This is a genomic window from Streptomyces sp. NPDC041135, assembly GCF_055592085.1.
This window is the reverse complement of sequence record NZ_JBVIYZ010000010.1, coordinates 34,656-49,877: the sequence shown is the minus strand read 5'-3', so window position 1 is coordinate 49,877 and position 15,222 is coordinate 34,656. Positions and strand designations below refer to the sequence as shown.

General features: G+C 72.8%; 13 protein-coding genes. 7 read left to right on the top strand and 6 right to left on the bottom strand.

What is annotated here, in order from left to right; all coding sequences use genetic code 11:
- Positions 1-516 precede the first annotated feature (516 nt).
- Positions 517-1,470, top strand: a complete 954-nt coding sequence (locus tag ACZ6CZ_RS22935) for an ABC transporter substrate-binding protein (RefSeq protein WP_469024147.1) — start codon at positions 517-519, stop codon at positions 1,468-1,470.
- 451 nt (positions 1,471-1,921) lie between these two features.
- On the top strand, positions 1,922-2,359 hold the full coding sequence (locus tag ACZ6CZ_RS22930) for a cell division protein SepF (RefSeq protein WP_469024144.1): 438 nt from the start codon (positions 1,922-1,924) through the stop codon (positions 2,357-2,359).
- Between the two features lie 54 nt (positions 2,360-2,413).
- On the opposite strand, the gene ACZ6CZ_RS22925 is transcribed toward ACZ6CZ_RS22930, so the two are convergent.
- Together ACZ6CZ_RS22925 and ACZ6CZ_RS22920 are read right to left on the bottom strand one after the other, a co-directional pair.
- Complete coding sequence (locus tag ACZ6CZ_RS22925) at positions 2,414-3,610, bottom strand: acyl-CoA dehydrogenase family protein (RefSeq protein WP_469024142.1); 1,197 nt, start codon at positions 3,608-3,610, stop codon at positions 2,414-2,416.
- A 146-nt stretch (positions 3,611-3,756) separates the two neighbouring features.
- Entirely contained in the window at positions 3,757-5,358 is a 1,602-nt protein-coding gene (locus tag ACZ6CZ_RS22920) for an MFS transporter (protein ID WP_469024139.1), read from the bottom strand.
- Positions 5,359-5,617: 259 nt separating this feature from the next.
- On the opposite strand from ACZ6CZ_RS22920, the gene ACZ6CZ_RS22915 reads away from it, so the two are divergent.
- Both ACZ6CZ_RS22915 and ACZ6CZ_RS22910 read left to right on the top strand, forming a co-directional pair.
- Positions 5,618-6,895 carry a mannosyltransferase family protein gene (locus ACZ6CZ_RS22915; protein ID WP_469024136.1) on the top strand — a complete coding sequence of 426 codons (1,278 nt, stop codon included), beginning with the start codon at positions 5,618-5,620 and terminating at the stop codon, positions 6,893-6,895.
- Positions 6,896-7,145: 250 nt separating this feature from the next.
- Positions 7,146-8,171 (top strand): phosphatase PAP2 family protein, encoded by a 1,026-nt coding sequence (locus ACZ6CZ_RS22910; RefSeq protein WP_469024134.1) that lies wholly within the window; start codon positions 7,146-7,148, stop codon positions 8,169-8,171.
- Between the two features lie 63 nt (positions 8,172-8,234).
- On the opposite strand, the gene ACZ6CZ_RS22905 is transcribed toward ACZ6CZ_RS22910, so the two are convergent.
- Complete coding sequence (locus tag ACZ6CZ_RS22905) at positions 8,235-8,450, bottom strand: I78 family peptidase inhibitor (RefSeq protein ID WP_469024131.1); 216 nt, start codon at positions 8,448-8,450, stop codon at positions 8,235-8,237.
- A gap of 433 nt (positions 8,451-8,883) precedes the next feature.
- Between ACZ6CZ_RS22905 and ctaD the strand changes: the two genes are divergently transcribed.
- The 3 genes from ctaD to ACZ6CZ_RS22890 all read left to right on the top strand — a co-directional run bounded on the left by ctaD (position 8,884) and on the right by ACZ6CZ_RS22890 (position 12,193).
- On the top strand, positions 8,884-10,575 hold the full coding sequence (gene ctaD / locus ACZ6CZ_RS22900) for an aa3-type cytochrome oxidase subunit I (protein WP_469024128.1): 1,692 nt from the start codon (positions 8,884-8,886) through the stop codon (positions 10,573-10,575).
- A 300-nt stretch (positions 10,576-10,875) separates the two neighbouring features.
- Positions 10,876-11,664: a hypothetical protein gene (locus tag ACZ6CZ_RS22895; RefSeq protein ID WP_469024125.1), complete on the top strand. Its 789-nt coding sequence runs from the start codon at positions 10,876-10,878 to the stop codon at positions 11,662-11,664.
- Positions 11,665-11,761: 97 nt separating this feature from the next.
- Positions 11,762-12,193 (top strand): hypothetical protein, encoded by a 432-nt coding sequence (locus ACZ6CZ_RS22890; protein ID WP_469024122.1) that lies wholly within the window; start codon positions 11,762-11,764, stop codon positions 12,191-12,193.
- A gap of 74 nt (positions 12,194-12,267) precedes the next feature.
- On the opposite strand, the gene der is transcribed toward ACZ6CZ_RS22890, so the two are convergent.
- The 3 genes from der to cmk all read right to left on the bottom strand — a co-directional run bounded on the left by der (position 12,268) and on the right by cmk (position 15,174).
- The gene (gene der / locus ACZ6CZ_RS22885; protein WP_469024119.1) at positions 12,268-13,749 is read right to left on the bottom strand and encodes a ribosome biogenesis GTPase Der; all 1,482 of its coding nucleotides are present in this window, start codon (positions 13,747-13,749) and stop codon (positions 12,268-12,270) included.
- A 76-nt stretch (positions 13,750-13,825) separates the two neighbouring features.
- Entirely contained in the window at positions 13,826-14,530 is a 705-nt protein-coding gene (locus ACZ6CZ_RS22880) for a lysophospholipid acyltransferase family protein (RefSeq protein ID WP_469024116.1), read from the bottom strand.
- Positions 14,488-15,174: a (d)CMP kinase gene (gene cmk, locus ACZ6CZ_RS22875; protein ID WP_469024113.1), complete on the bottom strand. Its 687-nt coding sequence runs from the start codon at positions 15,172-15,174 to the stop codon at positions 14,488-14,490. Before cmk ends, ACZ6CZ_RS22880 begins: the two co-directional genes overlap by 43 nt.
- Positions 15,175-15,222: the final 48 nt, after the last annotated feature.

Below are 15,222 nucleotides of genomic sequence, written 5' to 3'. Positions count from 1 at the left end.
GCTGTCAAGGCTGTCCAGGATGTGAGCCGCACATCTCACGTCGGTTGACGCGGACTCGTATGCCTGTTCCACTTGGCCCATGCATCCACAGCAGTGCCTGGTCACGCGCTCCCACATCGACTTCGGTCGCGTGTGGTCGTCCTCCTGTTGAGCTGACCCACTGCGCGCCCCGGTCCCGCACCGGGCGGAGCGCCTCCGCGCCCTTTCCGTTCCCCCGCCGGGTTCCCGCCCGATCGCCGTCCGGTCCTCGCCGGTCGTCGTGACGGTCGTCCCGCGGCCGGTGTTCGATCGGCGCCCCACCCGCACCTGACCGGCGTCCGGTCCGCACCTGACGGCCCGTCGGTCCGCTCCCGCACCCCGCTCCTCCCGCCTTCCCGGTCCCCCTCTGCCCCACCGGCCGGCCAGGCGGTTCCAGGCGTCTCCCGGTTCTCCGGTGCTCCTCCGCCTTCACACGCGCACCCCTCCCCTCCCTCCCCTCGCGTTCCCCCACCCCGTCCGCCTCAGGAGACCGCACAGATGCGCACGCCCCCGCGTACCCGCGACCGACTCTTCGCGCCCTTCGTCCTGATCACCTCGGCGACCCTGCTCCTCACGGCGTGCGGCACGGGCCCGGACGACTCCGTCCGCGCCGCGGGTGCCGGCGGCGCCACGGCCGGCGCGGTCCCCACCACGGACGTCGTCTCCGCGATCCACAAGGACAGCGCGGCCGCCGCGCTGCTGCCCCGGGGCGTGACCCGCCTCACCGTCGCCATCAGCGTCGGCGGCACCCCGCCCGGCACCACCTACCTCGACGACGGCAAGACCCTCACCGGCCAGGACGTGGACTTCGCGCACGCCGTCGCCAAGGTCCTCGGCATCACCCTCAAGACCGAGCAGGCCGGCTTCGAGGCGATCCTGCCCGCCCTCGACAGCGGCAAGTACGACTTCGGCGCGAGCAACTTCGGCGTCACCGACGAGCGCCGCAGGACCATCGACTTCGTCACCTACATCAACGACGGCCAGGGCTTCGCCGGCCGCGAGGACACCAAGCTGTCCAAGGTGACCGACCTGCGCCGGCTGTGCGGCCTGAACATCGCCACCGGCGCCGGGACCACCTTCGAGGCCACCCTGGAGGAGAACGCGCACCTGTGCGCTCAGGCGGGCAAGAAGCCCTACCGGGTGCAGACCTACGCCGAGCAGAGCGCCATCTGGTCCTCGGTCCAGCAGGGCCGCAGCGACGTCGTGATGTCCACCATCAACGGCCTGCGCTACGCGGTCGCCCACCAGCCGGGCCTGAAGTTCCTCGGCGAGTACCACCGCCTGGACGTCGGCTTCGCCTTCAAGAAGGGCACCGGGCTGGCTCCCGCCTTCCGGGCCGCGGTGAACAAGCTGATCGCGGACGGCACCTACCGCAGGATCCTCACGAAGTGGGGCACCACCGGCTCGGCCATCGACGAGTCCCGGATCTCCCCGCCGGAACGCAAGGACTAGCGCCCCCGCCGCTCCGCCTCCACCCTCCCGCCCCGGCTCGCCGTCGCATCCCGCGCCCACCGCGCGGGATGCGGCGGCGGTCGCGCGTCCGGGCCGTCCGCCGGACCGGCCGCCGGACCGGCCGCCAGGACATCCCCCAGGTCATCAACCGGGCGCGCGGGCGGGGTTGAGCCGCGCTGTCGTATCGGCCGACTGTCGGCTCGTAGCAGCCCGGGCGTTCACCCGTACGCACCGTGCATCACCCGTACGCCGCCGACAATCATATTTCACTCACAGTCAGCAGCCGTATGAGTTGCGACCCTTGGGGCACAAGGACTCTCGACGGATCTGCTGTGCACCAGTACCGTCACAAACCCCCCGCACGGCGTCTATCCACTTGGCACGCCGTCCGCATCATGGATGACCATAGGGATGCGGAAAGCATGAAGGACCGCTGTGAGAGGAGGCGTCCATGGGATCGGTACGCAAGGCGAGTGCGTGGCTCGGCCTCGTCGACGACAACGATGACGAGCGCTACTACGACGACGAGTACACCGAGGGCACCGAGTCCGGGGACGCCTGGGTCACGGACCCGCGGGTGAAGGTGGCCACGGAACCGGCCGACGAGAAGGACCGCCGGATCGGCACGGTCACCCCGGACAGCTTCCGGGACGCCCGCGCCATCGGCGAGCTGTTCCGGGACGGCGTGCCGGTGATCATGAACCTCACGGCGATGGAGCCCGCCGACGCCAAGCGCGTCGTGGACTTCGCCGCGGGGCTCATCTTCGGCCTGCGCGGCTCGATCGACCGGGTGTCCAACCGTGTGTTCCTGCTCACCCCCGCCGACACGGAGATCATCAGCGGCGAGGCGTCCGGGCACCGCACGGACGGCTTCTTCAACCAGAGCTGAGGCAGGGCCGCTCACCGGCCCTGCCCGCTCGCCGGGTCCACCCGTTCGCCGGGTCTACCGGAAGGCGTCGAGCCCGGTGAGCGCCTTGCCCAGCACGAGCTGGTGCATCTCGACGGTGCCCTCGTAGGTGAGCACCGACTCCAGGTTCGTCGCGTGCCGCATCACCGGGTACTCCAGGGAGATCCCGTTGGCACCGAGGACCGTCCGCGCCGTGCGGCAGATCTCGATGGCCTCCCGCACGTTGTTGAGCTTGCCGAAGCTGACCTGCTCGGGACGCAGGCGGCCGGCGTCCATCCGCCGCCCCAGATGATGGGCGAGCAGGATCCCCTTGTGCAGTTCCACCGCCATGTCGGCGAGTTTGGCCTGGGTGAGCTGGAAGCCGCCGATGGGCCGCCCGAACTGCTCCCGCGTCCTCGCGTACTCCACGGCGGCCTCGAACGACGAGCGGGCCGCGCCCATGGCACCCCACACGATCCCGTACCGGGCGTGCGAGAGACAGCTGAGCGGCCCCCGCAGGCCGGTGACCTCCGGCAGCACCGCGTCGGCCGGCAGCCGGACGTCGTCGAGGACGAGTTCGCTGGTCACGGAGGCGCGCAGCGACCACTTGTGCCTGATCTCGGGCGCCGAGAACCCCGGGCTGCCGGCGGGCACGACGAAGCCCCGGATGCCGTCGCCGGTCTGCGCCCACACGACGGCGACCCCGGCGACGGAGCCGTTGGTGATCCACATCTTGCGGCCGTTCAGCACCCAGTCGGAGCCGTCGCGCCGGGCGTGGGTCCGCATCGAGGCCGGGTCGGAGCCGTGGTCGGGCTCGGTCAGCCCGAAGCACCCGATCACCTCGCCGGCCGCCATCCCGGGCAGCCACTGCCGGCGCTGCTCCTCGCTGCCGAAGCGGTGAATGGCGTACATGGCGAGGGAGCCCTGCACCGAGACCAGGGAGCGGATGCCGGAGTCGGCGGCCTCCAGCTCCAGGCAGGCCAGGCCGTACTGCACGGCGCTCGCCCCGGCGCACCCGTAGCCGGTGAGCGGCATGCCGAGCGCGCCGAGGGAGCCGAGTTCCCTCGCCAGCTCCCTGATCACGGGCAGCTCGCCCTTCTCGTACCACTCGGCGACGTACGGCAGCACCCGGTCGGCGGCCCAGGCGCGCACGGTGTCCCGGACGGCCAGGTCCTCCGGCTCGAGCAGGTCGTCGATGCCGAGCGGGTCGGCGGGGTCGAACGGGGGAAGCTTCGGTGACGCGGACTTCGGCACAGACACCCTCCGGCAACTGAAAACTAGCACTGCTAATCGCGACGCTACGGCCGACCGCGGCGCACGTCCAGCCCGTCAGGCATCCGGGTCGGGTCCGGTCCGGCGTCCGGGTCAGGACCGGTCAGGCGTCCGGGTCAGGCGTCCGGTCAGGCGGTGACGTGGGACCGCTGCGGTTCCCGGGGGGCCGGGACCTCCGCCGCCGCGGCCTCGCACTGCATCACCCGCGGCAGCCGCAGCGCCAGCACCGCGCCGAGCAGCAGCAGCCCGGCGCTGACCAGCAGGGTGACGTGCAGCCCGTGCACGAACGCGGCCCGCGCGGCGTCGCGCAGCGCGCTTCCGGCGCCGCCGCCGAGCCGGCCGGCGACCTCGTAGGCCTCCCCCAGCGAATGCCCGGCCGCCGCCGAGGCCGGCGCCGGCACGCCCGGCACCCCGGCCAGCCGGGGCGCGTACGCCGCGTTCATCACGCTGCCGAGCAGCGCGATCCCGATGCCGGCGCCCAGCTGGTAGGAGGTCTCGCCGATCGCGGCGGCCCCGCCGGCCTGCTCGGCCGGCGCCTCGCTCAGCATCGACTCGTAGGCGCCGAACAGCGTGGTCTCCAGGCCGAAGCCGAGCAGCAGGAAGCCCACGAGCAGCAGGGCGGCGTCGTCCGTGCCGCCCATCGCCGTCAGCGTCAGCACCGCGGCGGCCGTCAGGCAGAACCCGGCGCACACCATCCGGCGCGGCCCGAAGCGGCGCAGCAGGCGGGCGCCCGCCAGCCCCGCCGCCATGGCCGCGACCGTCAGCGGCAGCAGCCGCAGGCCGGTCTGGAGCGGCGAGAGTCCCAGCACCAGCTGGAGGTACTGCGCCGCGATCAGCTCGAGACCGACCAGCGCGAGCATCGCCAGCACGATGCAGCCCACCGCCGTGCTGAACGCCGGCCGGGCGAACATCCGCAGGTCGACCAGTGGGTACCGGCGCCGCCGCTGGCGCCGTACGAAGAGCAGCAGCAGCGCCGCGCCGGCCAGCAGCGGGACCACGGTGAGCGGGCTGCCCGGCGGTTCGCCGCCGCCGAGCCGCTTCACACCGAGGACGGCACCGAACAGACCGGCCGCCGCCATCAGGGCGCCGGCCACGTCCCACGGGCCGTCCCGGTCCCCGTGGGACTCGGGCAGCAGGAACCGGCCCACCGGCAGGCTGACCAGCATCAGCGGGATGTTGACCAGGAAGACCGAGCCCCACCAGAAGTGCTCCAGCAGGAACCCGCCGAGCAGCGGGCCGACCGCGGCGCCGACGGCGGCCACCGCGCTCCAGATGCCGATCGCCAACGCCCGTTCGCGCCGGTCGGGGAAGACCTGCCGGAGGATCGACAGGGTGGCCGGCATGATCATCGCGCCGCCGGCGCCGAGCAGCGCGCGGGCGAGGATCAGCGTCCCGGTGCTCGGCGCGAAGGCGGCGACGGCGGAGGCGACGCCGAAGAGGGCGTAGCCGAGCAGCAGGACCCGGCGGCGGCCCACCCGGTCGCCGAGGGTGCCGAAGAGAATCAGCAGCGAGGCGCAGACCAGCGGGTAGACGTCCACGATCCACAGCAGGCCCATCGCGTCGGGCCTGAGGTCCTCGGTGACGGCCGGCACCGCGACGTGCAGCACGGTGGCGTCGAGGGCGACCAGCAGCAGGCTGACGCAGAGGACGACGAGGACGACCCAGCGGTCGGCACCGGCCCCGGGCTCCCGACGGCGCGGCCCCGCGGCGGCCGTGGTCGTCCTGGACATGTGTGTACCTCCCGGTTGGACCCTCGCGGGCGGCAGCCCGGCGCGGCGGGGACTCCCCGGCCGTACGGCCGGGGAGGAGCGGTGTCCCCGGCACGCGCCTGCCACGCGAGTGACTCGTCAGCGTACGCGAGTTCGCTCCGCGTCCACGTGGCGGACCTCTCACCCGCCTCGTCCGGCCCGTGTGGTGTGCGCCACGCGTTCCGCTCCCGGCCGCGCCCCGGCGTGCCGGGCGGTTTCGGGCCCGGTCGATAATCGGCCCGTGACCGATCTTCAGACGCGCCCGGCCCCGCCGCACGCCCCCCTGGTGCGGCGGGCAGTCCCGGCCGTCCTGGGCTACGCGGCCGTCCGCGCCCTGGGCCTGGCGGTGCTGGCCGGGTGGAGCGCGGCGCGCGGCGCGAGCGCGCACACGCTGCTGACGGCGCGCTGGGACTCGCTCTGGTACGCGCGGGTGGCCGGCGCCGGGTACGGCTACGAGGTGCGGCTGCCCGACGGTGACGTCCACTCCGACCTGGCCTTCTTCCCGCTGCTGCCCTGGCTTGAGCGGCTGCTGCACGCGCTGACGCCGCTGTCGTACGCGGACGCCGGTCTGGTGGTCAGCCTGCTCGCCTCGCTCGCCGCGGCCTGCGGGATCTTCGCGGTGGCCGAGCTGGTGCACGGGCGCCGGGCGGGGGTGTGCGCGGTGCTGCTGTGGGCGGCGCTGCCGGTCGGGATCGTGCAGTCGATGGCGTACAGCGAGTCGCTGTTCACGGCCCTGGCCGCCTGGTCGCTGTACGCCGTGCTGCGCGGCCGCTGGGTGACGGCGGGCGCGCTGGCGGCGCTGGCCGGTCTGACCCGGCCGGTCGGGCTCGCGGTGGTCGCCGCGGTGTGGACGGCGGCCTGTGCCTCGTTCGTGCGGGATCGGAGCACGGCCCGCGCGGACGGCGCGTACGGCGGCGGACGCGCCCCCGGCCCGGCGGGCGCCGCCCCGGACCGGCGCGTTCGCGCATCGCCAGGCGCACTCGACGCCGCGCACGCCCTGCCGCTCACCACCGGCGCCCCCGGGGTCCGCCGCGCCCTGGGCATGCTCCTCGCCCCCCTCGGCGCCGCCGCCTACGTCCTGTGGGTCGGCCACCGGACCGGCGGCGGGCCGCTCGGGTACCTCGACGTGCAGGCGGGATGGCGCAACGGCTTCGACGGCGGCCACGCCTTCGCCCTCTTCGTGGCCCACCTGTTCGGCTCGCTTCCGTCGGCGTTCGCCGGGGCGGGCCTGGTCGCCGGGATCGGTCTGCTGATCGCGCTGTACCTGACCGGCGTACGGCAGCGCCAGCCGCTCGCGCTGCTGGTGTACACGGGTGTCGTGCTCGCCCTGGCGCTGTGCGCGTCGAGCTACTTCGGCTCCAAGCCCCGCCTGCTGATGCCCGCCTTCCCGGTCCTGCTGCCGCTCGCCGTGGCCCTGGCCCGGCTGCGTACCTCCCGCTGCGCGGCCCTCGTCGCCGGCCTGGCCGTGGCGTCGGCGCTCTACGGCGCCTTCTGGCTGAACGGCTCGGGTCCCCCCTGACCCGCTCCCCCGCCCCGCCCCCGGCGGCCGGTGAGCGCGCGGGTAATTCCGCCCGAGGATTCGGTGAACGAATTCATAAGCGAGATAAAACCGGCACCGGCATGATCAAAGGAATTGCAGGACGGGCCGGCCCCCGATTGCCGAATCCTCGGAATTCAGGGCACGCCTGAGAGGTTTCCCACATCACATCGTCATCACAACCCCACTGTTTCGCCCGGGAACAGAGCGCACCGGCTGTACCGTCGATTGGGTGCGTACCGAACGAAACCTCACCCGTCGTCTGGACCGGGTGTTCGCCAGACTGGACCGTGAGCCGGAACGACCGGCCCACATCGATATGCCCAGGATGAGCCGCCACAGGGTCGTGCTGTTCTCCGCGACCCTGGCTTTCTATCTGGCGATCGTGTGGGCCGTGGTCACCACGTCCTGGCTGGTCCGGCTCGACTGGCAGGTCATGTTCTTCCGGCCGTACCAGCAGTGGCCGCAGATCCAGGCCTTCCTCGACTACTACGTGGTGCTCGGCCAGCGCGGCCCCACCGCCGTGATGGTCTCGGCGTGGCTCGGCTGGCGCTCCTGGCGGCAGCACACCGTGCGCCCGCTGCTCACCCTGGCCGCGTCCCTGCTGCTGCTGAACATCACCGTCGGCGCCGCCAAGCTCGGCATGGGACGGCTCGGACCGCACTACGCGACCGTGATCGGGTCCAACGAGATGGGTCTGGGCGGGGACATATTTCCCAGCGGCCACACCGCCAACGCGGTCGTGACCTGGGGAATCCTCGCATATCTGGCCTCCACCCCGCGAGCCCGGCGCTGGCTTTCGGCGCTGTCGGCCGTCACCTCGCTCGGCGTCGGCCTCACCACCGTCTACCTCGGTACGCACTGGCTGAGCGACGTGCTGCTGGGCTGGGCCGCGGGCCTGCTGATCATGCTCGCGCTGCCCTGGTGCGAGCCGCTGATCGCCCGGGCCGAGACCGGCCTGTTCGACCTTCGCGACCGCTGGCGCGCGCGCCGGCGCCGCCCGGCCCCCACGTCCGCCGTGCCGGTCACCCCGGTGGTGCTCAAGCCCCGCCCGGCCCGCACCGACCCGAACCCGGCCCGCGAGCCGGTCGCCTCGGTGCCCCCGGCGCGCACCCCCCGGTCCCCGGCCCACCTGGCCCCGGGACCGCACACCACCCGCTCGGAGCGCACCCCGCTCACCCCGGTGGGCAGCCGCCGCCCGCCGCACGCCGACCGCCTCCCGCGCAATTCGGCTCCCGCCGCCCGGCCGCTGGGCTGAGCGGCCACCGCGCGGCGCGGGAACGGTACGCACACACCACTCCCGCGCCGCGCGGACCGGCGCTCAGCCCTTCCAGGCGCGGGCCACCCGGCCGTCGCGGACCTCGAAGTTCAGCCGCCCCGCGCGGTACTCCATGGTGATGATCGCGCCCGGCGGCAGCGACCGTACGGTCGCCCACCCCCGCTCCCGGGCGAGCCGCTCGGCGCCGGCCGCGTCGAGGCCGACGTACCCGTCGGGGCTGTCCTGGGGCTCCGCGTGCGGAGTGGGTATCGGTGCCATGCGGCCACGCTAGGCCGCATCCGCCGGGGACGGAAGCCGGGCACGCGACCGAAGGCTCCCAGCTCTCCCGCGTCACACTTCTGTCACAGGATCACGCCCCGCCTTCCGGCGAACTCCGTCACCCGGACGAGCGGTTCCGTACGCCTTCCCGGCCTATTCGAACGCAATTCCCGCGTGTCACCGCGACACTTCCCGAAAGCGGCCGGATTGTGTCGGCAGACGCGTTCCCGAGGGGGTCAGCGGACGCGATTCGCGGCCGAATCCCGATGCTGTCCCAGCGGCTGACAGAGCATGAGAATTTCACCGCTTCGGCACAGAACCCCCGTATGCCCCCTGTCACCGCGCGTACACCCGCGCGCATCATGGCGGCGGTCCGCGGGTACGCGTGCCGCGGACCGCCGCGGGCCCGGGCGCGAGAGGTGGAGGGCGAGCGATGGGAACCGAGACCGCACGCGCGGCGGTGCCGGCGGCGGGCCGCCGCCGGCGCGGACGCGTGGTCGTCGACTGGCTCTCCACCACCGACCACAAGACGATCGGCCACCTGTACCTGATCACCGCGTTCGGGTTCTTCCTGGCCGGCGGAGTGATGGCGCTGCTGATGCGCGCCGAACTCGCCCGGCCGGGCCTGCAGATCGTCTCCAACGAGCAGTTCGACCAGCTGTTCACCCTGCACGGCACGATCATGCTGCTGCTGTTCGCGACGCCGAGCTTCGCGGGCTTCGCCAACGAGCTGATGCCGTTGCAGATCGGTGCCCCGGACGTCGCCTTCCCGCGCCTGAACATGCTGTCGTACTGGCTGTTCCTGTTCGGCGGCCTGATCGTGCTCGGCTCGCTGCTGGCGCCGGAGGGGCCGGCCGCGTTCGGCTGGTTCGCCTACGCGCCGCTCAACAGCACCGCCTACTCCCCCGGCCTCGGCCCGGACCTGTGGATCATGGGGCTGGCGCTGGCCGGCTTCGGCACGATCCTGGGCGCGGTCAACTTCATCACCACCATCATCGGGATGCGCGCGCCCGGGATGACGATGTTCCGGATGCCGATCTTCACGTGGAACACGCTGTTCACGTCGATCCTGATCCTGCTGGCGTTCCCCGTGCTGGCCGCCGCGCTGCTGGTGCTGGAGGCCGACCGGCGCTTCGGCGCGCGGGTCTTCGACGCGGCCAACGGCGGGCCGCTGCTGTGGCAGCACCTGTTCTGGTTCTTCGGGCACCCCGAGGTCTACATCATCGCGCTGCCGTTCTTCGGGATCGTCACGGAGATCATCCCGGTCTTCAGCCGCAAGCCGATCTTCGGCTACCTGACCCTGGTCGGCGCCACGATGGCGATCACCGGGCTGTCGGTGGTGGTGTGGGCGCACCACATGTTCGCCACCGGCGCGGTGCTGCTGCCGTACTTCTCCCTGATGTCGTTCCTGATCGCGGTGCCGACCGGGGTGAAGTTCTTCAACTGGACCGGGACGATGCTGAAGGGTTCGCTGTCCTTCGAGACGCCGATGCTGTGGTCGGCCGGGTTCCTGGTGACCTTCCTCTTCGGCGGGCTGACCGGGGTGATCCTGGCGTCGCCGCCGCTGGACTTCCACGTCACGGACTCGTACTTCGTGGTCGCGCACTTCCACTACGTCGTCTTCGGCACCGTGGTCTTCGCGGTGTTCGGCGGCTTCTCCTTCTGGTGGCCCAAGTTCACCGGGAAGATGCTCGACGAACGGCTCGGCAAGATCCACTTCTGGACGCTGTTCACCGGCTTCCACACCACCTTCCTGGTGCAGCACTGGCTGGGCGCGGAGGGGATGCCCCGCCGGTACGCCGACTACCTCGCCGCCGACGGCTTCACCGCGCTCAACACCGTCTCCACGATCGGCGCCTTCCTGCTCGGCCTGTCGACACTGCCGTTCCTGTACAACGTCTGGAAGACCGCGCGGTACGGGGTGAAGGTGGAGACGGACGACCCCTGGGGCTGGGGCCGCTCGCTGGAGTGGGCGACCTCCTGCCCGCCGCCCCGGCACAACTTCGTCACCCTGCCCCGGATCCGCTCGGAGGCGCCGGCGTTCGACCTGCACCACCCGGAGTACGCGCAGGACATTCCGCAGCCCGAGCCGGCGCGGCACCAGGCCGGCCCCGCAGACTCCTGACCGACTCTTTTCAGCCACCCGTTTCATTCGCCGATTTCCTGATTTGTCGACCCCTCTGTCAAGGGCTGCGTGAGCCCCTTCACCGGTCGAAGTGTCGTGCCGCCGACCGGAGTTGACGCCGCGCGCCGGATCGCGGATCGGTTGCGGCACCGTGCGGCGGAAGGTTCGATTCGGTTCCCCGTGATGCGTTACTCCCGCCACGGATCGCCCGTTGTCTCCTTCATGAGTCCCCAACCCCCGGGACTCATGGACCGGGAGCCACCCGGCCGACCCAGCACCGCGATCCCGAGGGAGCCACCCGTGCCGCGCATGCTCGACGTCAGCGACGCCGTACGCGCCGAGATCGGCGACGAAGAAGCCGACCGGCTGCTCGCCGGAGAGAACGCCCCGGGCAGTTACGACTGCACCTCCTGCCGCACCCCGGGCGACTCCGAGCAGGAGCGCACCAGCACCGTCCTGTTCATCGGGGACGAGACCGCCGTCCTCGCCTTCGCCCACGCCGGCTGCCTGCCCTCGCAGGTCGTCCAGGTCACCGAGGAGCAGCTCCAGGGCGCGGTGCGCTCGATCAACGGCGATGCCCACGCCTCCGGCGGGCGGCCCGACCAGGCCGCGCCCGAGCAGGCCGTCCTCGGGGTGACCAGCGGGCTCGTGCTGCTCGCCGGGGAGCTGCACCCGGCGCTCGTCGTGGAGCCGACCGCGCCGATCGTGCGTCCCGGTTCCACCGGCGTCGGTGACGACTTCCTCCCGCTGCTGGTCGAGCAGGGCTTCCTGCCGCTGACCCAGCTGTCCGCGGTGCCGCCGGTGCTGCACGGCTGGTCGGTGCTGCTGGCGGCGGGCCAGCTGCACGCGGTGCTGCAGCCGAGCGGCAACGGCGGGCAGCCGGTCGCCTGGTGGCAGGCGCACCAGCCGCTCCAGGTCACCGACGGCTGGCGGGCCGCCGCCAACAAGCACCAGCAGGTGCTGATGTTCGCGGCGCCGGTGGGGTCCATCGGCCGGCAGCCCCGGGAGGACCTGCTGCGGGACGCGCTGGACAAGGCGGCGGTCAACGGCAAGCTGGTCGCCGCGGCGCTGCCGCTCGCCGGCACCTGAGGGGGCGGTGGGCGGGGCGGGCGCCCGGCGGGCCGTCGCACGCCCCGGCGGCCGGCCGGACCCGCATCCCTTTACGGACCCGGTCGTTTGGACATACGTGCACGCATACGATCTTCCTCCCCGCCGGCCGTCCTTCTCCACCATCCCGTCCGCCCGGTCCGGGCACGACACGCCGGGCGGCCCGTCGGCCACGCCGATCTACGACGCGCTGTACGCGGAGTGGGTGAGGTCCTTCCGTACGCTGCCGGGCGACCGCAGCGGGGAGGAGGAGCTGGGGTTCACCGCCTTCGGCACCGCCCCGTACAGCACCGGCACGCACGGCGGGGGCTACGGCGGCAGCGGATCGCACGGCACGTCGTCGTACGGCACCTCGTACAGCGCCTACAGCGCCGGCGCGCACACCGCCCGGCACGGTACCGGGCAGCAGCAGTCGCAGTGGCAGCGGGTCGGCACGCTCGGGCGGCAGCAGGACACCGGCATGCGCCACGTCCCGGCCGCCCTGCCACCGGCCCCTCGCCGGGGTCAGTGACGAACACGCCGAAGGGCGGCCCGGGTTGGCGGGCCGCCCTTCGGCGTGTGGGCCGGCGGGTACCGGCGTGGTGACTACTTCCGCTTGGCGCCGCGCTTCTCGCGCACCCGCACCGAGATGTGGATCGGCGTCCCCTCGAAGCCGAACTCCTCGCGCAGCCGGCGCTCGATGAAGCGCCGGTAGCCCGCCTCGATGAAGCCGGAGGCGAAGAGCACGAACCGCGGGGGCTTGGTGCCGGCCTGCGTGCCGAACAGGATGCGCGGCTGCTTGCCGCCCCGCACGGGGTGCGGGTGGGCCGCGACCAGCTCACCGAGGAACGCGTTGAGCCGGCCGGTCGGCACCCGGGTCTCCCAGCCCGCCAGCGCCGTCTCGATCGCCGGGACCAGCTTCTCCATGTGCCGGCCGGTGCGCGCCGAGACGTTGACCCGGGGCGCCCAGGCAACCTGGCCCAGCTCGGTCTCGATCTCCCGCTCCAGGTAGTAGCGGCGCTCCTCGTCGAGGGTGTCCCACTTGTTGATGGCGAGGACGATCGCACGGCCCGCCTCGACGGCCATCGTGACGATGCGCTGGTCCTGGACGGAGATGTTCTCGGACCCGTCGATCAGGATGACGGCGACCTCGGCCTTCTCCACCGCGGCGGCGGTGCGCAGGGAGGCGTAGTAGTCGGCGCCCTGCTGGAGGTGGACCCGCTTGCGGATGCCGGCGGTGTCGACGAACTTCCAGGTGATGCCGCCCAGCTCGATCAGCTCGTCGACCGGGTCACGGGTGGTGCCCGCCAGCTCGTTGACGACGACGCGCTCCTCACCGGCCACCTTGTTCAGCAGCGAGGACTTGCCGACGTTCGGGCGGCCGATCAGCGCGATGCGCCGCGGGCCGCCGACAGCGGTGCCGAAGGTCTGCGCGGGCGCCTCGGGCAGCGCCTCCAGCACGGCGTCCAGCATGTCGCCGGTGCCGCGGCCGTGCAGCGCGGAGACGGGGTGCGGCTCGCCGAGGCCGAGGCTCCACAGGTACGAGGCGTCGGCCTCGCCGCTCGGGCCGTCGACCTTGTTGGCGCACAGCACGACGGGCTTGCCGGCCTTGCGCAGCAGCCGTACGACGGCCTCGTCGGTGTCGGTGGCGCCGACCTTGGCGTCGACCACGAAGACGACCGCGTCGGCCGCCTCGATGGCGTACTCGGCCTGGGCGGCCACGGAGGCGTCGATGCCGAGGACGTCCTGCTCCCAGCCGCCGGTGTCGACGACCTTGAAGCGGCGGCCCGCCCACTCGGCCTCGTAGGTGACGCGGTCGCGGGTGACGCCGGGCTTGTCCTCGACGACCGCCTCACGACGGCCGATGATCCGGTTCACCAGGGTCGACTTGCCGACATTGGGGCGGCCGACGACGGCGAGCACGGGCAGCGGGCCGTGGCCCGCCGCCTCGATGGCGCCCTCGACGTCCTCGGCGTCGAAGCCCTCTACCGCGGCCAGCTCCATGAACTCCGCGTACTCGGCGTCGCCGAGCGCCCCGTGCTCGTACTCGTGCTCGGCCGAGCCGCCGGGCTGGATGTCGTCGGTCATGAAGTGCGTACCTCGTCGTTCATCGTGGTGATCGGTGGACGGGCCCAGGCGGGCTGATCCACTACTCAAGTGTCGCCTAGCGCCCGGTCAGGCGCCTGGCGTTTTCCAGGTGGCTGATGAGCTGCTTGCGGATGCGCTCGGTCGCCTCGTCCAGCGCCCGGCGCGTACGCCGCCCGCTGCCGTCGCCCGCGTCGAAGGGGTCGCCGAAGACGACGTCGACGCGGGAGCGCAGCGGGGGCAGCCCCTTTATCAACCGGCCGGGCCGCTCGGAGCTTCCCAGGACGGCGACGGGCACCACCGGCGCCCCGCTGCGGACGGCGAAGTAGGCGAGGCCGGCGCGCAGGGAGGCGAAGTCGCCCTCGCCGCGGGTGCCCTCGGGGAAGATGCCCAGCACGCCCCCGGCCTCCAGCACGCCCAGGGCCCGGCCGATCGCGGTGCGGTCGGCGGAGGCGCGGTCCACCTTCAGCTGGCCGATGCCGGTCAGGAAGGGGCCGAGCGGGCCGGTGAACGCCTCCTTCTTGATCAGGAAGTGCGTCGGCCGGGGCGCCACGCCCATGACCATCGGGCCGTCGATGTTGTGGGCGTGGTTGACGGCGAAGATCACCGGGCCGGTGGCCGGCACCTTCCAGGCGCCGAGCACCCGCGGCCGCCACAGCCCGTACATCAGGCCGACGCCGATGCGCCGCCCCACCTCGGCGCCCTGTGCGGAGGGAAGCCCCGCCTCCCCGGAGGGACGTCTCACTTCCCCGCCCGCTTCTCCTCGACGAGCGTGACGACGCACTCGATGACCTGCGCGAGGGTCAGCTCGGTGGTGTCGACCTCGACCGCGTCGTCCGCCTTGGCGAGCGGCGAGGTCGCGCGGCTGGAGTCGGCCGCGTCCCGCTTGATCAGTGCCTCGCGGGTGGCGGCGACGTCGGCGCCGTTCAGCTCGCCGCTGCGGCGGGCGGCGCGGGCCTCGGCGGAGGCGGTCAGGAAGATCTTCAGGTCGGCGTCCGGCAGCACGGTCGTGCCGATGTCCCGGCCCTCGACGACGATGCCCCGCGCGGCCGAGGCGGCCAGCGAACGCTGAAGCTCGGTGATGCGGGTGCGCACCTCGGGCACCGCGCTGACCGCGCTGACCCGGGAGGTGACCTCCTGGGTGCGGATGGGGCCGGCCACGTCGGTGCCGTCGACCGTGATGGCCGGGGCCGCCGGGTCGGTGCCCGAGACGATCTCCGGCTTGCCGGCCACGGCCGCGATCGCCGTCGGGTCGTCCAGGTCTATGCCGTTGTTCACCATCCACCAGGTGATCGCCCGGTACTGGGCGCCGGTGTCCAGGTAGCTGAGACCGAGCTGCGCGGCCACGGCCTTCGAGGTGCTCGACTTGCCGGTGCCCGAGGGGCCGTCGATGGCGACAATCACGGGCTTGGCGACGCCGTTTTCCACGGGGGGACACCTTCCTGGTGCGGTGTGGTGGGGTGCGGGGGAGCGAGA